Origin of the sequence: Pseudoalteromonas sp. GW168-MNA-CIBAN-0100 (assembly GCF_040309225.1) — a bacterium.
Lineage (GTDB): Bacteria > Pseudomonadota > Gammaproteobacteria > Enterobacterales > Alteromonadaceae > Pseudoalteromonas > Pseudoalteromonas arctica.
Map to the genome: position 1 here is coordinate 1 of NZ_JBEOOL010000268.1, position 342 is coordinate 342.

Annotated in this window: 1 pseudogene; it reads left to right on the top strand. The window is 37.7% G+C overall.

Features of this window, described 5'->3' with window-relative positions:
* Positions 1–230, top strand: a pseudogene (locus AAEY62_RS21055) (coniferyl-aldehyde dehydrogenase); the annotation flags it as partial.
* Positions 231–342 lie beyond the last annotated feature (112 nt).

Sequence of the window (342 nt, forward strand, 5' to 3'; positions counted from 1 at the left end):
GTACTGTTGCGGTTAACGACACCTTAGTGCAAGTAACTGCCGATGATGCGCCGTTTGGTGGAGTGGGGCATTCTGGAATGGGGCATTATCATGCTAATGAAGGGTTTTTAACCTTTAGCCATGCTAAAAACACGCTGGTTTCTGGATCATTCAATCCACGTATCGGCATGCTACTTAAACAAAGCAAAGTACTAATTAAGTTATTAAAGTGGCTTTATATTAAAAAGTAGTGAATATAACAAAAAGGCTAAACTCATCTTACTGCATTAGTTAGTATTAGCGAGCTTAGCCTTGTTATTTAAACGCTGTTTTAGAGCAATTAATTAAAACAGCGTTTAAAGC